This window comes from Umezawaea endophytica, from assembly GCF_025061645.1.
GTDB lineage: Bacteria > Actinomycetota > Actinomycetes > Mycobacteriales > Pseudonocardiaceae > Umezawaea > Umezawaea endophytica.
The window spans coordinates 1-22,300 of record NZ_JANYMP010000002.1 but is presented as its reverse complement, the minus strand read 5'-3'; the positions used below and the strand labels follow the sequence as shown (position 1 = coordinate 22,300).

General features: G+C 68.9%; 14 protein-coding genes. 8 read left to right on the top strand and 6 right to left on the bottom strand.

Annotated elements, in window-relative coordinates; translation table 11 throughout:
- Positions 1-23: 23 nt before the first annotated feature.
- A complete protein-coding gene (locus NZH93_RS03640; protein WP_259621459.1) occupies positions 24-1,013 on the top strand; it encodes a zinc-dependent alcohol dehydrogenase in 990 nt (329 codons plus the stop codon).
- Positions 994-1,689 carry a creatininase family protein gene (locus NZH93_RS03635; RefSeq protein WP_259621458.1) on the top strand — a complete coding sequence of 232 codons (696 nt, stop codon included), beginning with the start codon at positions 994-996 and terminating at the stop codon, positions 1,687-1,689. The genes NZH93_RS03640 and NZH93_RS03635 overlap by 20 nt, the downstream gene beginning before the upstream one ends.
- On the opposite strand, the gene NZH93_RS03630 is transcribed toward NZH93_RS03635, so the two are convergent.
- From NZH93_RS03630 to NZH93_RS03615, 4 genes are read right to left on the bottom strand one after another with little or no spacing between them, the layout of a single operon-like run.
- Positions 1,612-2,577: a lysylphosphatidylglycerol synthase transmembrane domain-containing protein gene (locus NZH93_RS03630; protein ID WP_259621457.1), complete on the bottom strand. Its 966-nt coding sequence runs from the start codon at positions 2,575-2,577 to the stop codon at positions 1,612-1,614. The two genes, NZH93_RS03635 and NZH93_RS03630, sit on opposite strands and share 78 nt — an antisense overlap.
- Entirely contained in the window at positions 2,577-3,359 is a 783-nt protein-coding gene (locus tag NZH93_RS03625) for a class I SAM-dependent methyltransferase (RefSeq protein WP_259621456.1), read from the bottom strand. Before NZH93_RS03625 ends, NZH93_RS03630 begins: the two co-directional genes overlap by 1 nt.
- Complete coding sequence (locus tag NZH93_RS03620) at positions 3,356-4,372, bottom strand: glycosyltransferase family 4 protein (RefSeq protein ID WP_259621455.1); 1,017 nt, start codon at positions 4,370-4,372, stop codon at positions 3,356-3,358. The genes NZH93_RS03625 and NZH93_RS03620 overlap by 4 nt, the downstream gene beginning before the upstream one ends.
- Positions 4,369-4,767, bottom strand: coding sequence for a 6-pyruvoyl trahydropterin synthase family protein (locus NZH93_RS03615; protein ID WP_259622150.1), 399 nt, complete (start codon positions 4,765-4,767; stop codon positions 4,369-4,371). Before NZH93_RS03615 ends, NZH93_RS03620 begins: the two co-directional genes overlap by 4 nt.
- 88 nt (positions 4,768-4,855) lie before the next feature.
- On the opposite strand from NZH93_RS03615, the gene ribA reads away from it, so the two are divergent.
- Entirely contained in the window at positions 4,856-5,503 is a 648-nt protein-coding gene (ribA, locus tag NZH93_RS03610; protein WP_259621454.1) for a GTP cyclohydrolase II, read from the top strand.
- Positions 5,500-6,297, top strand: a complete 798-nt coding sequence (locus NZH93_RS03605) for an inositol monophosphatase family protein (RefSeq protein ID WP_259621453.1) — start codon at positions 5,500-5,502, stop codon at positions 6,295-6,297. Before ribA ends, NZH93_RS03605 begins: the two co-directional genes overlap by 4 nt.
- 135 nt (positions 6,298-6,432) lie before the next feature.
- Here NZH93_RS03605 and NZH93_RS03600 read toward each other — a convergent pair whose 3' ends face one another.
- Positions 6,433-9,171 (bottom strand): tachylectin-related carbohydrate-binding protein, encoded by a 2,739-nt coding sequence (locus NZH93_RS03600; RefSeq protein WP_259621452.1) that lies wholly within the window; start codon positions 9,169-9,171, stop codon positions 6,433-6,435.
- A gap of 332 nt (positions 9,172-9,503) precedes the next feature.
- On the opposite strand from NZH93_RS03600, the gene NZH93_RS03595 reads away from it, so the two are divergent.
- From NZH93_RS03595 to NZH93_RS03585, 3 genes are all read left to right on the top strand, one after another.
- Positions 9,504-19,070 (top strand): LamG-like jellyroll fold domain-containing protein, encoded by a 9,567-nt coding sequence (locus NZH93_RS03595; RefSeq protein WP_259621451.1) that lies wholly within the window; start codon positions 9,504-9,506, stop codon positions 19,068-19,070.
- Between the two features lie 66 nt (positions 19,071-19,136).
- Positions 19,137-19,637, top strand: coding sequence for a DUF4265 domain-containing protein (locus NZH93_RS03590; RefSeq protein WP_259621450.1), 501 nt, complete (start codon positions 19,137-19,139; stop codon positions 19,635-19,637).
- On the top strand, positions 19,604-19,822 hold the full coding sequence (locus NZH93_RS03585) for a hypothetical protein (protein WP_259622188.1): 219 nt from the start codon (positions 19,604-19,606) through the stop codon (positions 19,820-19,822). Before NZH93_RS03590 ends, NZH93_RS03585 begins: the two co-directional genes overlap by 34 nt.
- Positions 19,823-20,055: 233 nt before the next feature.
- Here NZH93_RS03585 and NZH93_RS03580 read toward each other — a convergent pair whose 3' ends face one another.
- The gene (locus NZH93_RS03580) at positions 20,056-21,267 is read right to left on the bottom strand and encodes a helix-turn-helix domain-containing protein (RefSeq protein ID WP_259621449.1); all 1,212 of its coding nucleotides are present in this window, start codon (positions 21,265-21,267) and stop codon (positions 20,056-20,058) included.
- A gap of 228 nt (positions 21,268-21,495) precedes the next feature.
- Here NZH93_RS03580 and NZH93_RS03575 point away from each other — a divergent pair, with 228 nt between their 5' ends.
- The gene (locus NZH93_RS03575; protein WP_259621448.1) at positions 21,496-21,879 is read left to right on the top strand and encodes a recombinase family protein; all 384 of its coding nucleotides are present in this window, start codon (positions 21,496-21,498) and stop codon (positions 21,877-21,879) included.
- Positions 21,880-22,300 lie beyond the last annotated feature (421 nt).

Here is a 22,300-nt window from a genome sequence, read left to right as displayed (position 1 = left end):
CCGTTTTTGTCGGAGGTTCTTGGATGACACGCGCGGCGAGGGCACTTTGGTTCACCTCAAGCGGAAAAAGTGAGATCCGACCTGTCCGGATCGCTCCTCCCGGACCCGACGAGGTGCTCGTCCGCACGCTCTACTCGGGTGTGAGCCGCGGCACCGAGACGCTCGTCCTGCGGGGCGGTGTGCCCGAGAACCAGCACGGGGTGATGCGGGCCCCCTTCCAGGACGGCGAGTTCCCGTGGCCGGTGAAGTACGGGTACCTCAACGTCGGCGTGGTCGAAACCGGCCCGGCGGACCTGTTGGGCCGCACGGTGTTCTGCCTCTATCCACACCAGACGCACTACGTGGTCCCGGTCAGCGCGGTCACCCCGGTGCCGGACGCCGTGCCCGCGGCGCGGGCCGTGCTGGCCGGGACGGTGGAGACCGCGGTGAACGCGCTGTGGGACGCGGCTCCCCTGATCGGCGACCGGATCGCGGTCGTCGGCGGCGGGATGGTCGGGTGCAGCGTCGCCGCGGTGCTCGCGAAGTTCCCCGGCGTCCGAGTCCAACTGGTGGACACCGATCCCACGCGCGCGACCGTCGCCGCCGCGCTGGGCGTCGGGTTCTCGTCGCCCGAGGACGCGGACGGCGACCTGGACCTCGTCGTGCACGCCAGCGCCACCGAACGGGGTTTGGCGCGATCACTGGAACTGCTGGCGCCGGAGGGCCGGGTCGTCGAGCTGAGCTGGTACGGGGACCGCAGGATCAGCCTGCCGCTCGGCGAGTTCTTCCACTCCCGCAGGCTCACCGTGCGCAGCAGCCAGGTCGGCGTGGTCGGCCGTCCCGACCGGACGTACGCGCAGCGGCTCGCGCTGGCGCTGGACCTGCTGGCCGATCCGGCGTTCGACGCGCTCATCACCGGCGAGAGCCCGTTCGACGACCTGCCGGACGTGCTGCCGAAGCTGGCGGACGGCGGCGTTCCGGCGCTGTGCCACCGGATTGACTACCGTGCCGCGCATGCACCTGCTTCCGAGTGACACCACCGTCGAGGTCCGGGACCGCGCCGCGACCGTGGCCGTCCTGCCCGTCGGCAGCCACGAGCAGCACGGCGCGCACCTGCCGCTGGCCACGGACACCGTCATCGCCTGCACGATCGCGCGGGCCGTGGCCGACGCGCACCGCGTGCAGCTACTGCCACCGCTGACGATCACGTGCTCGCAGGAGCACGCGGCGTGGCCGGGCACGGTCAGCATCTCCGCCCGCACGCTGTTCGCGGTGGTGACGGACATCGCGGACTCGCTGCGCCGGTCCGGCGTGCGGAACCTGGTGCTGGTCAACGGCCACGGCGGCAACTACGTGCTGGCCAACATCGTCCAGGAGGCCGAGGGCATGGCCCTGTTCCCCGGAATCGGGGACTGGACGGCGGCTCGGGAGTCGGCGGGGGTCGAGACGTCCGCCGACAGCGACATGCACGCGGGCGAACTGGAGACGTCGATCCTGCTGCACGCGCACCCGGACCTGGTGCGGCCCGGCTACGAGACGGGCGACCACCTCGCGGACGACCGGCGGCACATGCTGACGCTCGGTCTCGCGCCGTACACGGAGTCGGGTGTGGTCGGCCGCCCGTCACTGGGATCAGCTCGCAAGGGCGAGGCCCTGCTCGCGAGCCTGGCCCAGTCGTTCGGGCAGTACCTCGACCTGCTGGAGGCGTGAAGCGCGACCGCGGAACAGCACCAGCACACCTGGCAGCGCCGCGACCATCGCCAGCACGCCGTAGACGACACCGGTCGTGAGCCCCTGCGCGGCGCCGAGGCCCGCGGCGCCGAACGCCACGGCCAGGAACGCCTCGCGGGGGCCGAAGCCGCCGATGTTGACCGGGAGCCCCATCACCAGCAGCGCCAACACGATCAGCGGCACTAGCTGGGCGGCGGACGCCGTGGACCCGGCCGCTCTCGCGGCGACCAGGAAGAGGGCGACGTGCCCGGCCAGCGTCGCCGCGGACAGCGCCGCGACCCTGGGCATGGCGTGCCGGGAGAACAGGCCGACCCGCGCGTCCACCCAGGTCGTGGCCACCGCGCGGCGCACCTTCGCCGACCGCCCGGCGAGGGCGGCGACGGCGGCGAGCCCGACCAGGACCGCCACCAGCACACCCGCGTTCGGCGTGAGGTCGACGGCGAGCACGGGCTGCGTGAGCAGCACCGCGACGCCGACGGAGATCAGCACGACCTGGCCCGCGAACCGCTCGAACACGACCGCGCGCACCCCGCGACCGACGTCGCCGGACTGCTTGCCGTGGTTGACCGCGCGGTCGACGTCGCCGAGCACGCCCGCGGGCAGCACGGAGTTGAGCAGCAGCCCGCGGTAGTAGTCGGCGACGGCCGTGCCGAGTGAGAGCGGCAGGCCGAGGGCGCGCGCGATGACCACCCAGCGCCACGCGCTGAGCACCGTGGTCAGCAACCCGATGCCCAGCGCGGCGAGCACCGCCCAGCCGTCGACGGCGCGCAGCCCGTCCAGGAACGCGTCGGTGCCCAGGCGCGCGCCCAGCGCGACCAGGATCCCGACGGCCACGAGCAGGCGCAGCCACGGCCAGGCGCGGCGCATCAGGCGGCCCTCGGCAGGGCCAGCAGGTCGGTGTGGTGCACGACGGCGGTCAGGTCCGCGTCGAGCCGCCTGCGCAGGTACGCGGGCGCCTCGTCGGCGAGACCGGGTTCGTGCTCGACGGCGGCGGCCACCCATCCCCGCAGCCACTCCCCCGTCAACGCGGCCTGATCGGGCCCCAGGCGCCACGGACTGGGCCGGGTGATCACCTCGGCGCCGGAGCGCTCGAAAGCCGCCACAGCGGCCGTCACGGCGTCCGGGCCGAGCAGCCGCCGACCGTCGACGACCCGCCGCTGGTGGGCGTTGAACGCGTCCTGGAACTCGACGTCCAGCGACTCGGCCGGGTCCAGCTCGACCCGACCCGCCACGGACAGCGTGAACAGCACCGGGACCCCGGCGCACGCCCGTGCCAGCCGGTCCACCTCCTCGGAGGTGAACAGGTCGAGCAGCGCCGAAGCCGTCACGAGGGACGTGCCGACGAGGTCGTCGGCACGCAGCGCGGTGAGGTCGCCCTCCCGCGTCTCCACGGTCACGCCGGCGCCCGTCATGCTCGCACCGGCCAGTTCGAGCAGACGCGGGTCGAGGTCGTGCAGCACCCAGTGCTGCGGACCTCCCAGCCGTCCGGCGAGCCATCGCCCCATCGATCCCGTTCCACACCCTAAATCACGTACAACTAGGGGTGTTCGGTTCAGAAGTGTTTCGCGGAGGGGGTCGAGCAGGTCCACCGCGCGGGCCTCGGCGTCGGCCCTTTCCCGCAGTGCCAGCCATTCGGGAGCGAAGCTCATCCGCGCACCCTAACCAGCACCCGGACCATCGACCCGGCGGCTTCGCCCCACCCCGTGAGCTGGTCCCTCCGCCTCCGCGCGGCCTCCCGGAGGTCCTGCCGGGCCCGCTCGTCGCCGAACCAGCGCCGGAGCTCCGCCGCGAGCGCGGCGACGTCACCGGGCGGCACGAGCACGCCGCCGCCACCCAGCGCGTCCGGCACGGAACTGGCCACGACCGGGATGCCGCGGGCCAGCGCCTCCGTGACGACCATGCCGTACGTCTCGGCGCGGGAGGCCAGCACGAACAGGTCGGCCGCCGCGTACGCGCGGTCCAGCGGCCCGCCGCTGAGCGGCCCGGTGAACCGCACCCGGTCGCCGTACCGCCGGAGGGCGCTCACGTGCGCCTCGGCCCCCAGCGGCCCGACGCAGTCCAGCGTCCACGGCGCGTCGACCAGGGTCGCCAGCGCGTCGAGCAGCACGTCGTGCCCCTTGCGGGGCGTGACCGACGCCACGCAGAGCAGCCTCGACACCCCGTCGGTGCCGGGCGCGAGCGGTGCCGGGTCGACACCCGGCGTGACGGTGTGCACCCGTTCTGGGTCGAGCCCGTGGTGCTCGACGAGCCGCCGCGACGCCCACGGGCTGGTGCCCACGACCGCGGCGGCGGACCGCAGGACCTCCCGTTCGGCGGCGTCCAGCGCCGCGGCCACCTCGGGTGCGAGCCCCGTCTCGTCGGCCAGCGGCAGGTGCACCAGCACCACCAGCCGCACCCGCCGGGCGTGGGGCACGACGACGTCCGGCACACCGCACGCCACCAGGCCGTCCACCAGCACGACACCGCCGTCGGGGACCTGCGCAAGCGTTCGCGCCAACGCCTCCTCGTCCCCCTCGCCGGGCCACGCGCCGCCCACGGCGGTCTCCCGCACGTCGACGCCGAGCGCGACCAGTTCCCGGCACATCCGCCGGTCGTAGGAGTTGCCGCCGCTCGGGACCGACGGGTCGTCGACCCCGCTCGGCAGCACGACGTGCACGGTCACAGAGCGCGTTCGTAGCTCGCCCACGCCACGTGCGACTCGTGCAGCGAGACCTCGATCGCGGCCAGTCCCCGCGCCCCTTCGCCAAGCGCCCCGGCGTGCACGCGGTCCGCGAGCTGGTCGGCGACGTGCTTCGCCAGGAACTCGGTCGAGGTGTTGACCCCGGCGAAAGCGGGTACCTCGTCCAGGTTGCGGTAGTTGAGTTCGGCTAGGACGGTCTTGAGCTCCTCAGTGGCCAGTCCGATGTCGACGACGATGTTGTCCTCGTCGAGGTCGGTTCGTTTGAACCGCGCGTCCACCACGAACGTTGCCCCGTGCAGACGTTGTGCCGGACCGAAGACCTCGCCGCGGAAGCTGTGCGCGACCATCACGTGGTCGCGGACGGTGATGCTGAACAGGGTGACCTCCATCGGGAGAGCGGGTTACGGTGCAACTTCCGGCCGAGCGTAATGACGATCGGCCGGTCTCGGGCGATGAGGGGATCGGATGTACGAGGAAGCCATCGGCCACGAGGACGTCGCCGAGTCGGATCTGGTGACCCGCCGCGGCACGTTCCGCGCCGTCGCGTTCCGCGCGGACGGTCACGAGCACATGGCGCTGGTCTACGGCAAGACGCGGATGAGGGAGAACGTGCTCATCCGCGTCCACTCCGAGTGCATGACCGGCGACATCTTCGGCGCCATGCGCTGCGAGTGCGGGGAGCAGCTCGACGCCGCCCTCAACCGGATAGTCGCCGAGGGGAGCGGCATCCTGATCTACCTGCGCGGCCACGAGGGTCGCGGGATCGGCCTGGTCGAGAAGGTCCGCACCCACGTGCTGCAAGACGAGCAGGGTCTGGACACGCTGGACTCCGCGACGTCGCTGGGACTCCCCGTCGACGTCCGCGACTACGGCCCGGCGGTCAGGATCCTCAAGCACCTCAGGGTCAACTCGGTCCGGCTCATGTCCAACAACCCGGACAAGATCGAGGCGCTGGAGTCCAACGGCATCACCGTCGCGGCCCGCGTGCCGCTGCTCGTGCAGCCGAACGACCACAACATCGGCTACCTCACGGCCAAGCGCGACCGCCTAGGCCACGACCTCCCGCAGGTGGACGTGTTCGCCACGGACCTGCCCCGCGCAGTGGACCGGTGAACCACCACGACCTGCTGCCGATCGCCCGCGAAGCCGTGGCGATCGGCAGCGGGATCATCACCACCCGCGCCGTGGGTTCCGTCACCACCAAGTCGGAACGCGACCTGGTCACCGACATCGACCTCGCCGTGGAGGACGCCGTCCGGACGTTCCTGCTGGCCGAGGCGCCGCACGTCGGCGTGCTCGGCGAGGAGCACGGCCACACCGGCCCCACCGACCTCTGGTGGGCCCTGGACCCGGTGGACGGCACCACCAACTTCGCCCGCGGCATCCCCCTGTGCGCGGTCTCCCTCGGCCTGGTCGCCGACCGCACCGCCGTCCTGGGTGCCATCACCCTGCCGTTCCTGGGCGTCGACTACCACGCCTCCTCGGGCCACGGCGCCTACGCCAACGACACCCGCATCCGGTCCTCGACGGTGGCAGACCTGCCCAACGCCGTCATCTCCATCGGCGACTTCGCCGTGGGCACCGACGCCACCACCAAGAACGCCGTCCGCATCGCCCTGCTCACCCGCCTCGGCGCTACGGCGCAGCGGATCCGCATGATCGGCACCGCCGCGATCGACCTGGCCTGGGTGGCGGAGGGCAAGCTGGACGCCACCGTGATCCTCGCCAACATGCCGTGGGACACCCTCGCGGGCACCGTCCTGGTCCGCGAAGCGGGCGGCCTGGTCGTCGACCTCGACGACACCACCCACAACGCCGACTCCACCGCCACCATCGCCGTCGGCGCGGGTCTTCGACACCAGGTGCTGGAGGCCCTCCGCCAGTCCTTCGACGACGCTCAGGCGTGACGCAGGTCACTCTCGCTGCGCACGGCGGTAACCTCGATGCCGTCGCGCCGATAGCGCACCTCGCCCCTGACCAGACCCGAAAAACGAACGGTCCGGGGCTCGTGCAGCACGTGAGCCCCGGACCGTCCCGTCAGATCAGCCGATCTTCCGCTTGACCGCCGGAGCGGACGCGGTCTCCCGTGCCGACCGCGCCGACGCCTGGTCCGTCGACGTGTACGGCGGGACGAACCACATCGCGTAGTTGCCGTCCGAGAAGCGGATGAACACGCGCTGCTCGTTGCCCACCCCGGCGGCCAGCACCGGGTCGACGGACGAGGAGTGCGTGCTGTAGTCCCAGTTCTGCCGCCAGGTCGTCGATCCCGGCGCGGTCTGGCCGCCCCGGTAGACGCCGCCGCCCGCGCTGCGGATCACCGTCTCGACGATGCCGTGCGCGTTGACGATGGTGCTGGGGCTGCCCGCGAAGGTCCCGACGTCACCGCTGATGTCGGTCCACCCGGCGAAACCGGACGCGCCTTCCTTCTGGGTGTACAGCTTGCCGTCCGACGCGCGGACCACGAACTGCACCTTGCCGTCGGCGAACGCCACGGCGCTCGGCGTGCCGACACCGGTGATCCCCGACGCGACCCGCTGCGGCGACAGCGCCCCGTTGCTGAACTTCTTGACGGCGACCGTGCCCACCGGGTTCAGGTAGGCGATCTCGAAGTAGTTGCCGTGCGGCACCACCGCGAAGCCGGACGTCATCGTGTACGACACGGGATCCGCGGCCTGGCGCCACGCCTTGAACCCGAGGTTGGCGCCGAGCTGCTCGGCGTACCAGAGCTTCCCGTTGCCGTCGACGGCGAACGCCGTCAGCAGGTCACCGCTGCGCGCCAGCACCGGGCTGGTGTTCAACGCCCCGTTCACCCCGACCGGCGCCACCCACCTGTCGCTGCCCGCCTGCTGCTGGACGTGGGCCTTCACCTGCGCGTCGGTGCCCCTGGCCATCGCCACGAGCTTGCCGTCCTGCTGCTGCGCGAGCGCCGCGCTGCCCGCGTTGCCGGTGCTCGACAACGCCTGGAACTCGACGACCTCGGTGCCGGACGTGCTCTGCCACCCGCGCCTGAGCACCCCGGAGTCCTCGACCCAGGACACCTCGAACCGCTGCTTCTGCGGGTTGTAGATCATCTGTGTGCGCTCGTCGAGCGGCGCGGGCACCGACGGCGGGGTGATGGTCTCCGGCGCCTTGAGCTTGCAGGCGTCGATGTCGGCCACGATCTCGTCGACGTTCTGCCACCAGGCGATGTACTCCCGCCCGGAACCCTCGGAACTCAGGGCGAAGTCCTTGGTCGTGGCGTCCCAGCGGTACCAGTAGACGTCCCAACCGGACAGACCGTAGATGACGTCCGCGCCGGGGGAGACGATCTGCTTGAACATGTTCCAGCCCGTGCTCGCGGCGCGGGCGTAGTCGATCCAGCGGCGGTTCTTCGCGTCGTAGTGGAACCGGTAGAGCGCTCCTCCGGCGATCGACGGGTCGCGGGCGTAGAGCACGCCGTCACCCGCGGCGAAGACCTGGTCGAACCTGCCCCAGCCGCCCTCGATGACCTCCTCGGTGAAGGACTTGTCGGCCTCCTTGAACACCCAGCGCCGCAGGTTCCCGTCCGCGGCCACGCCGTAGAAGTCACCCTTGGCGTCGATGGTGAGCCGGTGGCGGTAAGCGTTCTCCGTCCAGCCGCCCCAACCGGTCGCGGTGATCAGCTCGCTGGTCCCGCCGTTCGCCCACCCCGTACCGAGCCAGCGGTGCCGGACCATCGAGCCGTCGGGACGGACGATGTACTTGTAACCACCGGGGGCCGACATGAACCGGGTGCCGTTCCACCCCGCCCCGACGGTGACCTCCGGGTCCCAGTTGGTGATGCCGGTCTCGGGCTCCGGGTGCGGCTTGATCCGGAAGGAGGTGTCGGCCATCGCGCCGAACACGTTCGCCGACGGCTTGCACTCCACTTCGGACGCGAGCGCGCCGAGCTTGCACGTGTCGATCGCCGGGGCGATCTCGTCGACACCGGTCCAGGTGGTGATCCGTTCTTTCCAGTTGCCGTACCCGCTGTTCGCCCAGGTGTCGGTTTCCGGGAGGTAGCGGTACCACCAGGTCTCGCCGCCCGCGAAGGTGCCGTAGAGGACGTCGGCGCCGGGAGAGCTGATCTGCTTGTAGCCGTTCCAGCCGTTGCCGACGTTCTTGTCCTTCTGGGAGAACGTGTTCGTGCGGTAGTCGTGCTGGAAGCGGTAGAGCGTGCCACCGGCGACATTGGGGTCCCGCGCGTAGAGCACGCCGTCACCCCCGGCCAGCACCTGGTCGTACTTGTTCCAGCCGGTGTCGACCACCGTGCTGGTCAGGACCTTGGTGGTCTCGTTGAACCGGTGCAGGGTGAGGTTGCCGTCCTGCGCGACGGAGTAGATGTTGTTGTTGGAGTCGACGGTGACGCGGAAGTGGTACGCGGGGAGTTCCCACCCGCTCCACCCCGAGCCGATCAGCTCGGAGACGCCCGCGTTCTCCCACCCCGTGCCCAGCCAGCGGTGCCTCCGGAGCTCACCGTTCTCGATGAAGTAGACGTAACCGTTGGCACCGGCCATGAACCGGACGTCCCAGCCCCACCCGATGCCGTCGTCGCCTTCCCAGGTGGGTTGGCCGGACACGGGTTCGCGGTGCTTGCGCAACCGGAAGTCCGGGCTGCCCGCCATGCCGAGGAAGACGTTCGCGGTGGCCGAGCACTGCGCGGTCTGCACCGCGTTGGCCACGTTGGAGGTGCTCGTCAGCAACGGGATGCCGACGACCCCCAGGATGGCGGCGAGCGCGATCTGCACCAGGCGTCTGAGCGACTGGCGCGGCGTTGTTCTCATTGAGCTTGCCCCTCGTCCGGGCGCGCTCGAATACACGTGGGAGGTCCACGCGTCCCGGTAGTTGTCGCCCCCCAATTGATGCCGACAGAGCAGGTTGTACCAGACAAGTCGGGCTCCTGGGGAGCCCTTGCGAGGGGCATCTCCCACCCGAAGATCAACTACTCTCGGTGATCACTGTCACGGCTCTTGTGATGGCGGCCGCCCGAACATATGCTCCGCACCGGCTGCTTCTTGGGGCCTGATGCTGGGGGGATTCACACATGGTCGGCCGTCGTGCCGCGCGCTTTCGCGCGCCCAGATTCTTCGTCCCGTTCCTGGGGTTGTTGCTCACCGTGACCTTGGTCGTCGGGTTGGCGGGGCCCGACTTTTCGCGGCTGCCCTGGGTCGGGTTCGGGTCCGACAGCGCCGATCAAGCCGAGCAGGCCGAGCGGGTCGCCACGGCCAGGGGCCTCGCGGCCCAACAGGAATGGGGCACGGCGGACGGCCTCCCGTCCGAGGGGGACAGCCGGGACGGCAACTGGGGCATGCCGGTCTCCGAGCGGTCCAAGTACGCGACCGCCGTCGAGCGGAAGTCCGGCGACGGGGTGCGCAACACGGCCCAGGTCGTCGAACCCGTGCTGAACCGCACCGGGTTCGACGCCAACGCGAGCGTCGAGGAACCCGGTCGGCGCGAACGCAACGAACGCACGTACCGGAACCCGGACGGCACCCGGACCACCGAGTTCAGCGACGCGCCGCTGAACTACCGGCGGTCGGACGGGACCTGGGCACCGATCGACCCGACGCTGGTCGGCCAGGACGGGCGGTACCGCAACAAGGCCGACGACGTCGACCTGCGGCTGGCCGGATCGGCCTCGGCCGCCGACCTCGTCACGATCAAGCTCGACGACGCCCACGAACTGGCCTACGGCCTGAGCGGCGCCCGCGACGTGGCGGGCCGGGTCGACGGCGCCACGATCACCTACCCCGGCGTGGCCGACCACGTCGACCTCCAGGTCGAATCGCTCGCGGGCGGCGCCAAGGAAACCCTGGTCCTGCACGACCGCGCGGTCTCGCGCACGTGGGACTTCCCCTTGCGGCTCAAGGGTCTCACCGCCGCGGTCGTCGACGGCGCGGTGTCCCTCTCGGACGGCGACGGCAAGGAGCGGCTGCGGATCCCGGCCGGTTTCATGACCGACTCGGCGCCCAGGACCGAGGAGTCCGCCCCGGCGCTGTCGCACGGCGTCCGGTACGAGGTCGTGGACAACGGCAGGACGCTGCGCGTCGTGCTCGACGCGGCGTGGCTCGACGACCCGGCGCGCACGTACCCCGTGCTCGTCGACCCGAGCGTCTTCGAGGCCCGCGGCACCACGAGCATGTACCTGAGCGGCACCACTCGGCAGAACAACCCGAGCGAGCTGCTGGTCGGCAACGGCTACACCTCCTACGTCCGGTTCCCCGGCGTGGTGGCCAACCTGCGCAACAACAAGATCTTCGGCGCCGCGCTCCAGGTGGTCAACTTCGACTCGACCACCTGCACCCCCAAGGGTCTGACCGTGCACCCGGTCGGCGCGGGCTGGGGCGCGAACGGCGCTCCGGCCCCGCCGCTCGGCCAGGCCGTGGCGGGCGCCTCCTTCTCCCACGGCTTCATGGCCGTCGGCCAGACGCGCTCGCCCTGCCCCGCCGCACCCGAGCTGATCGACCTCGGCGAGGCGGGCACCCAGGTGGTCCAGGACTGGGCCAACGGCGCGGCCGACAACGGTCTCGCGCTGCGCGCCGTCGACAGCGGTTCCGCCGGGTTCAAGAAGTTCACCGGCAGCAACTCGGCGAACCCGCCCAGGCTCTTCGTCACGCACAGCCCGTACAACGCCAAGTACGTGATCGACCAGCCGATCCCGAACCCGCCGGTGACCAGGGTCCAGGACGGCAAGGTGAGGATCAAGGTCACCAACACCGGCGCCACCGCGTGGACGAAGTCCGCGTACGGCCTGTCGTACAAGCTCTTCGACGCGAGCAACAACAACCTCATCAGGACCGTGGCCTCGGCGGACCTGCCGCGCGACACCGTGGCGCCCGGCGAGGAGGTGGAGTTCGAGGCGAAGGTGGAGAGGCAGGACCAGGGCGTCTACGTCCTGGACTTCACCATGCGCCACAACAACGTGCTCTTCACCGACGAACAGGTGGCGCCTGCCCGGATCACGTTGCAGATCTTCAACATCCCGCCGATCGTGAGCGAGCAGTACCCGCCTGCGGGGCACAGCGTCGAGACCCTCCAGCCCCAGCTGTGGGCCAAGGGCGCGGACCACGAGAACGACCCGTTGCAGTACCGGTTCGAGGTCTGCGAGCGCGACCAGCAGAACGCCCCGGTCAACTGCTTCGACTCCGGCAGGCAGCCCAACGTCTACTGGACGCTGCCCGAGGCCAAGCTGCGGTGGGACAAGGTCTACCTCTGGCGCACGTGGCTGTGGGACGGCCAGTCGGAGAGCGAGGGCCTGCCCTTCTCCGCGCTGATCACCTCCGTGCCGCAGCCGGAGATCACCTCCCGCATGGGCAACGCGCCCTACACCGGCAACGGCCTCGGTTTCGACCCGATGGTCGGCAACTACACCACCGCGGCGGTGGACGCCGCCGCCGCGACCGTCGGTCCCGAGCTGAACGTCGCGCGCACCTACAACAGCCTCGACCCGCGACTCGGTCTCGCCTTCGGCTCCGGCTGGTCGTCGCGCTACGACATGCGCGTCGTCGAGGACCTCGACGGCTCGAAGAACGTGGTCGTCACCTACCCGGACGGCCAGCAGGTCCGGTTCGGCCGCAACGCCGACGACACCTACACCGCGCCGCCCGGCCGTTTCGCGACGTTGACCAGGATCCCCGAGACGGAGTCCAGCGGCTGGACCCTGGTCGACAAGGACCGCACCGTCTACACGTTCCTGCGGGGCGGTGAGATCAAGCACGTCCGGGACAACGCGGGCCGCCAGGTCGAGTTCATCTACGACACCGGCAACAAGCTCTGGAAGGCGACCAGCCGCACCAGCAACCGCACGCTGACGTTCCACTGGACCGGCGGGAAGATCGACTCGGTCAAGACCGACCCGGTCGACGGCGCCGCGCTGGAGTGGAAGTACGTCTACGAGGGCGACCAGCTCAGGGAGGTCTGCGGCCCCGACGGTCCCTGCACCCGCTACCAGTACGAGGACGGCTCGCACTACCGCAGCACGGTGCTCGACTCGCGGCCGGACTCCTACTGGCGGCTCGGCGAAGCGGGCGGCGGCGACGTCAACAGCCAGATCAGCGTCAAGCTGGGCAAGGACAAGGGCGCGTTCGTCGGCTTCAGCCAGACCAATTACGGCAAGCCCGGCGCCATCGCGGGCAGCGGTGACAACGCGGTCGAGCTGAACGGCAACGCGCACGTGCGGCTGCCGGAGCAGTCCGTCAACAAGCACCGCGACCTGTCCGTGGAGCTGTGGTTCCGCGGCACGTCGGCCGGACCGCTGTTCGGCTACCAGGACAAGGCGCTCGCCGAGACGCCCGGCGCGGGCGTGCCGGTGCTCTACGTCGGCTCGGACGGCAGGCTGCGCGGCCAGTTCTGGAACGGGCGGATCGACCCCATCGCCACGGCGGGCGCCGTCAACGACGGCAACTGGCACCACGTCGTGCTCACCGGATCCCTCGCCACGCAGTCGCTCTACCTCGACGGCGCCAAGGTGGGCAGCCGCGAGGGCGTGATCGACCACCCGCGCATGGAGCACGCGCAGGTCGGCGCCGCGTTCACGGTCGGCGCGTTCCCGGAGATCCCCGCGGGCCGCCGGACGTACGCGGGCCTGGTCGACGAGCTCGCCCTCTACACCCGCCCGCTGGGCGACACGCAGGTGCGCACGCACTACGAGGCGCGCAACGTCGGTGACCAGATCAAGCAGGTCACCATGCCGAGCCTGCGGGTCGCGGCGCGCGTCGAGTACGACCACGTGAACGACCGGATGAAGTCCTACGTGGACGGTGACGGCGGCAAGTGGCTGCTGGACGTGCCCACGATCGGCGGCTCGGAGACGAACGTCATCCGCTCCGTCCGCGTGGTCGACCCGGCGGGCAGGCCGCAGTACTACGACTTCGACGGCCTCAAGGGCCGGATCCTGCGCCAGGTCACCCCGATCGGGCCGGGCCCACGTCCGGAGGACGTCGTCGGCCGCGACTGCACGACGAACCCGGACGGCGTCGTCACCTGCAACGGGCTCGTGGTGAGCCTCGGCGTCCGGCTGTACGACTACGACTCCTCCGGCTTCCAGACCACCGTCGTGGACGAGGAGGGCAACAAGGCCCAGCTCGTGCACGACGACCGCGGCAACCTCAAGTCGAAGATCAGTTGCCGCGAGGAGGGCAACTGCCAGACGACCTACTACGACTACCACCCCGCGTCCGCCGACCCGACCGATCCCCGCGCGGACAAGCTGATCGCGACCCGTGACGCGAGGTCGTCGGGTCCGACGGACAACACCTACCTCACCACGTCGGACTACAACGACTTCGGCGATCTGGAGAGGGAGACCAGCCCGGACGGCGGGTCCACGTTCCACACCTACACCGGGCTGGACACCGATCCCGCGGTCGACAGCGGCTTCGCGCCGCGACGACTGCTCAAGGCGACCACCGACCCGCGCGGCGCGACGACCCTCAACAGGTACTACCGCAACGGCGACCTCGCCGAGACGGTGTCGCCCGCCGGGCTGCGCACGCGGTTCGAGTACGACGAACTCGGCCGCAAGAAGGCCGCGACCGAGTACTCCGACGCGCAGCCGGGCGGCGTGCGCACGACGTTCAAGTACGACAGGTCCGGCCGCGTCACCGAGGTGACCTACCCGGCGACGACCAACGCGGTCTCGGGCGGTACCCGCACCGAGACGGCGAAGACCGAGTACGACCAGGACGGCAACACCAAGGCCGCCGAGGTCGTCGACTCCGCCGACACCGGCAACCCGCGCAGGTCGACGTTCGAGTTCGACGAGTACGGCCGGATGACCAAGGCGACCGGGCCCACGGGCAACGAGGCGTCCTTCGGCTACGACCAGTTCGGCAACCGGACGTGGGCGGTCGACGCGAACGGCGTGAAGACCACCTACACCTACACCGCCCGCAACCGGGTGGCGCAGGTCAGGCTCGTCGGCTGGCACGGCAGGGCGATCACGCCGGGCGCCACCGAGGTCCCGCCCGCCGCCGACCCCGAGGCCCCGCTGCCCGACCTGGTGCTGGAGTCCAACCAGTACGACCACTCGGGCAGGCTGTCCGTCCAGGTCGACGCGATGGGACGGCGCACGCAGTACGGCTACTTCGGCGACGGCCTGGTCAAGGAGATCAAGGCCAAGGCGGACGGCAAGTCCCCCACCGAGGCCGTCCTGGTGCAGCAGAACACCTACGACGCGGCGGGCAACCTGGTCCAGCAGGTCGGCGCGGGCGGCAAGGTGGTCAAGCACGAGGTCGACGCCACCGGCAGGCTCGCGGCGACCGTGCAGGAACCGGACACCCTCCGCAGGCGCACCGAGTACAAGTACGACCTCAGCGGGAACATCACGCAGGTCACCAGGACCGGCGCCTACTCGAACGCCGGGTCGTTCAACGCCTGGTTCGGCGAGATCGTCGACTTCGAGTACGACACCTGGGGCAGGCAGGTCAAGGAGACGCTGCGGGGCGGGGCGACCGGCCCCGTGGTCACCCGCACGACCTACGACCAGCGGGACCTGGTCAAGTCCGTCATCGCCCCGCTGGGCAACGTGACGGGCGCAGTCGCGGCCGACCACACCACGGAGTACCGCTACGACGAGCGCGGCCGCACCGCGTCGGTGGTCCAGCCGCCGGTCATGACCGAGGAGAACGGCCAGGCGCCGTCGCTCAAGAGGCCGACGACGTCCACCGGGTACAACGCCTTCGGCGAGGTCACCGAGATCCGCAACCCCGCGGGTGGCGTCATGAAGCTGGCGTACGACAAGGGTGGCCGCACGGTCCGCACCGAGTCGCCGTCCTACCGGGCGCCCGGCGCGGCCGACCCGGTCGTCGGCGTGGTGTCCGCGGAGTACGACGCGATGGGCCGGGCCACCAGGACCACCGACCCGGCGGGCTCCGTCATCCGGATGTACTACGACCAGCGCGGTCGCCTGGTGGAGAAGCAGGACCCGAACCCCGCGAACCCGTCGGAGCCCGGCGGTAGCTGGCGCTACAGCTACACCCACACCGGCGGCGTGCTGTCCGAGACCGACCCGACCGGCGGTGAGACCCGCAAGACCTACGACCAGTTCGACCGGCCGGTCACGTCGACCGCCATCGAACTGCGCCCGCAACCCGCGGCGTTCGAGACCAAGCTCGCCTACGACGCGGCGGGCAACTTGGAAACGGTCACCTCGCCCAAGAACGAGGTGACGAGGTTCGCCTACGACAAGCTCGGCCAGCGGACCACCACCACCGACCCGGCCGGGGTCGTCAGCCAGTTCGGCTACGACAGCTTCGGCAACCAGGTGTACTCGAAGGACGGCCAGGGCCGCGCCAGGTACAGCAAGCTGGACCAGGCGAGCAACCAGGTCGAGCAGTACGAGTTGAACCCCGCGGGCCAGATCATCCGCACCCTCAAGTTCGGCTACGACAACGCGGGCAACCGGCTCACCACGACCGACGGCGCGGGCAAGGTCACCAGGTCGTCCTACGACGCGCTCGGCAAGCTGGTCCAGCAGGTCGAGCCGGTGTCGGCGACCGAGTCGATCACCACGTCGTTCGGCTACGACACCTCGGGCCGTCCGACGCGGTTCACCGACGGCCGCGAGAACAGCTCGTTCTTCACCTACAACGCGCTGGGCAAGCTCGAATCGACGGTCGAGCCCTCGACGACCGCCCACCCGGCACCGGCGGACCGCACGTGGACCGCCGCCTACGACGCGTCGGGCAGGCCGACGGTCATGACCAACCCCGGCGGCGTGACCAGGACCCGGAGCTACGACGGCCTCGGGCGGTTGAAGAAGGAGACGGGCGCGGGCGCCTCGGTCGCCACCGCCGACCGCGAGGTCACGTACGACGCGGTCGGCAGGCCGAAGACGATCAGCGCTCCGGGCGGCACGAACACCTACGAGTACGACAACCGAGGTCTGCTGACCGCGACGGCGGGCCCGTCCGGCCAGTCGTCGTTCACCTACGACGAGCAGGGCAGGCCGTCGTCGCGCACCGACGCCGCGGGCACGACCGGGTTCGCCTACACCGGCGGACGGCTGTCCTCGGTGCAGGACGGCGTGACCGGGGGCGTGATCGGCTTCGGCTACACCGCGTCCGGCCTCCTGGAGACGATGAACTACGGGGCGGGCCGGATCCGGACGTTCGGCTACGACGACTTCGGCCGCGAGACCTCGGACGTCACCAAGAACGCCGCGGGCGCCGCCCTGTCGTCGGTCACCTACGCCTACGACAAGGTCGACCGCCTCACCAAGAAGGTCACGGCGGGCACGGCGGGCGCCGGTGAGCAGACCTACACCTACGACGACCTCGGCCGCACGCTGTCGTGGACGTCGAACGGCGCCACCACGGCCTACGGGTGGGACAAGTCGGGCAACCGGATCCTCAACGGCGGCAAGGCGGTCACGTTCGACCAGCGCAACAGGATGCTGTCCGACGGCGACTACACGTACGCGTACACCCCGCGCGGCACGCGGGCGTCCAGGACCAGTTCGGGCCTGGCGGAGACGTTCGACTTCGACGCCTTCGACCGCCTGCTCAAGGTCGGCGCGACCGAGTACGCCTACGACGGCCTCGACCGCCCGGTGTCCCGCGGCGCCAAGAAGTTCCAGTACTCAGGTGTCGAGATCGACCCGGTCAGCGACGACACCGCGACCTACGGCCGTGGCCTGTCCGGCGAACTGCTGTCCCTCTCGTCGGGTGCCGACAAGCGCTTGTTGTTGTCCGACAAGCACGGCGACGTCGTGGGCGGCCTCGACCCGGTCACCTCGACGCTCAAGGACTCCACCGCGTACGACCCGTGGGGCAAGCCCACCGCGAGCACGGGCACCAAGCGGAACGTCGGCTTCCAAGGTGACTGGACCGACCCGGACAGCGGCCGCGTCAACATGGGGGCGCGCTGGTACGAGCCGACGGCGGGTTCGTTCATCTCCCGCGACTCCGTCACGCAGGGCGGGCCGGGTTCCGCGGGCTTCAACCGCTACGTCTACGGCGTCGGCTCCCCGTTGAACGGCTTCGACCCGGACGGCCACGGCTGGTTCGACGACGCGGTCTCCTGGGTGGGCGACAACCTCTCGACCGTCGGGCACACCGCGTTGGACGTCGCGGGCCTGGTACCCGGCTTCGGCGAGATCGCCGACGGCGTCAACGCGCTGTGGTACCTGGCGGAGGGCAACTACGTCGACGCGGGCCTCTCCGCCGCGGGCATGATCCCGTTCGGCGGCTGGGGCGCCACGGCGGCCAAGTGGGGCAACCGCGGCATGGACGCGGTGCGCCGGGGCGACAACGTCCCGACCCCGCGCACGCCCGACGCGCCGAACGTCCGCCGCTCCCCCGACGGCAAGGCGGGCAAGGGCCCCGACGGCATGCCGATCAAGAAGGGCGACGTCCCGACAGCGGGCAAGGCGGTACCCGACCCACGCGCCCTGGCGGCCGCCGCGGCAGCCCAACGAGCCGCCGCGGCAGCCGCCGCGTGGCAGGCGGCGGTCCGCCGCACCACGGCCGCCAAGGCCGCCGTGGCGACCGCCGTCAAGTCCAACCCGATGCCCGCGATGGCCGCGGCCCTCAAGCCGCGCATGGCCAACGCGAAGAACATCGTCTCCTCGGTCCCCAACGCCCCGGCCCGCATCGTGCAGGCCACGGTCACGAACGTGCAGGACCTCAACAAGGTCTACGACACGATCAAGACCGCGATGCTCGGCACCGGCCACGAGATCATCAAGGAAGCCGTACAGACCCAGGTCGCGGAAACCCTCGCCACGTCCGGCATCCCGTACGCCGAGGACCTGATGGACCTGGCGGGTGCAGGCAGGAAGAAGCCGGGCTCCAAGGGCAAGCAGGCGAAGCAGTCAGCGGCCGCGGGCGGCTCCTGCACCGTCCCGTGGGCGAAGAACAGCTTCACCGCCGACACCCCCGTCCTGCTGGCCGACGGCTCCCGCAAACCCATCGCCGACATCGCGGCGGGCGACGTCGTCCTTGCCACCGACCCGACCACCGACACGACCGGCCCGCGCGAGGTGACGGACACCCGCTCCCACCAGTCGGAACGCCTGCTCCACGAAATCACCATCACCACCGACGCGGGCAGCGGAACCCTCACCTCAACCGACGAACACCCGTTCTGGGTGGACAACCTCAACACCTGGGTAAACGCAGAAGACCTGAAACCCGGCTACACCTTCACCACAGCCGACAACCGCCCAGCCACGGTCACCGGCACCAGACCGTTCGCCAACTCCCGGCTGGTCTACAACCTCACGGTCGACGGCCTGCACACGTACTACGTGTTCGCCGGTGACACACCGGTACTGACCCACAACATCAACGACCCCATTCCTGGTGTGTGCCCAACACCTGGGGTGTCGGTCCACGCCATTCCCAGCGGCTCCAGCAACGGCCCTGGAGCGGGGAAGTCGATCCCGGCGAGCATGCGCAAGGACTACGGCGTGGGAAAGCAATGGCATCCTCCGCTGAACCAGCCCCAGTGCGCCTATTGCAGGACGAACATGGCGCAAGCCATCGATCACGTGGAGTCCCGAATCGGCGGAGGTGACCTGACGGACTTGAACACCGCGCCGATTTGCGTCTTCTGCAACAGTTCGAAGCGGGACAGAGTAGCGCCGATGAATCCGCCACCGAACTTCTCAGGACAGTGGCCCCCCGCTTGGTGGCCTGCCAACATGCGGGCAACGGTGGCAAGTCCCAGGGTGATCCCATAGGTTGAACGTGGCAGGCCGTCCTGCGGCCTGCCACGTCTTCATCCTCGAATTTCGCCGGAGGGCATCTTGCAGGTCGCCATTGATGGAATCACCTACGTCAGTCATGAGGATCCCGTGTGGCGACGCGACAAGAACTTCATGGCCCTGGTCGACCTGACGCCGTACGACCTCGACAACACCCTTGAGCAACTGTGGCTCCAAGAACTCGAGGAAGACGCCGGCTACGAGGTGTGCTGCATCCCCTTCTACGTCTACGGCCTCGCACTGGGCGATGTGGTGAAGAAGAGCCATTCGGACTCCGTCGAAAGTGTGATCAGCAAGTCGGGCCGCCGAGTCCTGCGGGTGCTGTTCGCAGAACCACGCCCCTCGAAGGACAGTCGATTCGCGCTGCGCGATGCCGTGGAGGCCGCCGGACTGCTGAGCGAGTGGAACGGCGACCACCACGTCGCCGTCGACGTGACGGAAACCTCAGAAATGCAGCAGGTCTTCGATTCGGTCCAGGAAGAGATCAGCAATCAAACCGCATTTTGGGAATGGTCGGATTCCAAGGATTTCGTGTCTCCCTGACGACGGCGCTGAGCCACCACTCGTGCGCGACGCTGTTGTTCACGATGGGAGTGGAGGCGGCGACCGTTCAACGAATCCTGCGGCACAGCTCGATCACGGTCACGACCGGAACCTATGTCGAGGTGATCGAGCGTGTTCAACGTGACGCGCTGGACACCATGGGAACGTTCTTCGACGCTGACTGAGAGAGCGTCAGTTAGCCCGCCGTTGCGGTACTGGTTGCGGTAAAAAGGCCGCTTACCGTGATCGGTAAGCGGCCTTAGTACTGGTGGAGCTGACTACACAGCATGAGAACTCTATTGTGGCTGCTCATGGCCCTGAGTTGGCCATCAGGCCCGTAGGTCCCCGTGGTGCCAGCTAGCTGACAGGCAGCAAGGCTTGAGGGGCATCAACCCCCTCATGCCTTGCTCCACCTCTCTCACAGCTTCACGCCCACCCAGCGGGCCATGCCTGCGAGAGACTCGGATCGACGGCGATCATGTTCGGCAAGTGTCACCAGGGTTTCGCGGACCTGAGGGTGATAGCGGGCCTGCTGAGGCGCAACCCTCCTTGCCACCACCAGTGTCGATAGCGCACGTTCACGGTTCCCATGCAACTGATACGCCCTAGCCAGGTCGATCCAATGGTGGCCGACACGCTCACGCGGGGTCGAGGACCGGAATCGAAGACCATCTGCGCGCTTTACCGCTTCGGTACCGTCAAGTCGCTCTACCGCCAAACCGACCGACCAAATCGCTACCGAGTCAGCATCAAATGCAAGCCGGTAGTAATCGCTCCCCGGCTGGACACGACTGGCCGTGTCACGTGCCTCATCAAGATGGCTATCTGATGTGACGGCATCGCCCGCGCGTGCTGCGGCAAGACCGGACTTCAAGTGGAGAACCCCGTACATGGATAGAGCTGCCTCGTTGCCCGAACGTGCCTCGTCCTCAATCCGGTGCCGAGCATCGTCAAGGTATCTCAACGCTCCGCTCCACTCGGCTGCTGCGATCAATTCACCGGCGACGTAGAAGTCTGCGGCAGCAATCGCGAGCGGGTCACCAGACTTCCTCGCAGCCCACTCCACACGTTCCGTTGTCAGCGAGGACAGGTCTGGATAGCCAAGCTTCCAGACAACCTGTCCAGCGGCGGCATAAGCTTCGGCCAACAACCCGTAAAGCTTCATTCGGTCCGATGGATTCGCCCACTCTATGGCGACTCGAATTTCGGAAAGAACACCCGGAAGTTCAGCTCCTAGGGTGTCGAGCGTCGCAGCGTGGCGCTTCTTCGAGACAGCAGCGACCGCTTGAGACAGGTCGGAGTACGAACGCGGCTGAACCTTGTCATCGACCGGAAGTCGATACGAAGCGATCTCACGCCGAAGGCCGGGGATGACCGAGTGAACGCTGCGACCGTCCTGATCATCCAACAGGTAAGGCTGCGACAGGAGGGTTGCGGCGTCGGTCAGGAGAGCACGGGATACAGATGCGATGAACGCGGCAGACGCGGGAACTCGACCCTGCTCCACTGCTTTGACCAGGCTCTTGCTGACGTTTGCCGCGTCAGCGAGTTGCTGTTGAGAAAGCCCTCGAAGCTTGCGTTGCGCGCTCACACGCTTGCCGGCCCAGTCGAGGCCTTCATCTGTGGGCATGGCGACCTACTTCGCTACAGGAGGAGTCAGGCTCCCTCCACGGTACAGCGAACGCACACCGGCAACCTTTGTCCCTTCCTTGTCCCTTCAGCCGTCGACGCGCACATAGCGTTACCTCCTGCAACCGGAGGTGACGTCGATGGCAATCAACACAACCCGACAGAGACCGAGGCCCTGCCACCTCTCAGCCATCGACTTTGCCGTCACCAGACGGGCAGAGGTTCTCTGATGGCCATCGCCGAATCGAGCAGGAATTTTCCTCGTGAACCAGGCCCCACCGTGTACGGATACGTGCGGCACGACCAGGCAGACGAGGTCCTCATAGCTTTCCAAAAAAAGGAGATTCAGCAGTTCTGCCGCGCACGATCCATCCAGCTCCAAGAGATATTTGTGGATCGCCACACGGGCGGCAACGATGCCGGCCGAACGAGCTTCATTCGACTAGTGGACGCGCTTTCAATTGGCAACTCACTTGGCGTAGTGCTACCGGACCTGAATCATCTATCACCTAATGAAGTCGTTCGCCTCCGCCTGCTCGATCAGATCGTCCCCACGGGCGCAGACGTAATTGTGATTCCAGATGATCCGGACTTCAGAGTGGACGGCGCATAGTCCACATTGGCTTCAATGGTCGAACACGGAACTAAATGATCAGCCAAGAAGCGTCTCCCGCGTCCGATTGACGGATGCCTCAGGAGATGAAGCGGGTGGCGTCGAGCTGCATAGCGGTCCCGACCCGCAAGCGCCCACGCCACCCGCCCCTGAACGGCGGTGGGGTTGATCGGCACCAGAAACGGTCGACCCCACTGCCCACCAGCTTATCCCGTCGACGGGAGGTAACAGTGATTGTTAAACAGAGGGTCGCGATGATGAACCGTCCCGCAGGGACCGTGCTGGATGTACCCGGCCAAGTCGGAATCGTATGGAAGTTGGCTTTCCTCGCCGACGCAGTACCTGATGGCACGAAAGTCACTTGCGAACTAACCGAATCCGAGAAACGTGAAATGGTCTTGGGACCTTGGCCTCAAGTGGT